The organism is Vibrio sp. 10N.261.55.A7 (assembly GCF_002877365.1).
In the GTDB taxonomy this organism is placed as follows: Bacteria; Pseudomonadota; Gammaproteobacteria; order Enterobacterales; family Vibrionaceae; genus Vibrio.
Map to the genome: position 1 here is coordinate 1 of NZ_MCWZ01000211.1, position 297 is coordinate 297.

Genomic DNA, 297 nt, shown 5'->3' on the forward strand with positions numbered 1-297 from the left:
ACTGAGCTAGTATCGCATGAGTTAACCGCTGCTCTATTGCCTTCTGGCAAGGAGCTGGGCGTTTAACTGTAATGTGGTTGCGGGAGCCGGATTTGAACCGACGACCTTCGGGTTATGAGCCCGACGAGCTACCAAACTGCTCCATCCCGCGTCCGGATGCATTGTTTAAGACAATGAGACTTTGTTTTACCGTTCTAAACATCAAACAATAAAAACCAATTTGGAGCGATACATCGGGTTCGAACCGATGACCTCAACCTTGGCAAGGTTGCGCTCTACCAACTGAGCTAGTATCGC

At 49.2% G+C, this 297-nt stretch carries 2 tRNA genes; both read right to left on the reverse strand.

The features are described 5' to 3' along the window. Nucleotides 1–74: 74 nt before the first annotated feature. Nucleotides 75–151 (reverse strand) — tRNA-Met (locus tag BCU12_RS10585). A 70-nt stretch (nt 152–221) separates the two neighbouring features. Continuing rightward, nucleotides 222–297: transfer RNA gene (locus tag BCU12_RS10590), tRNA-Gly, on the reverse strand.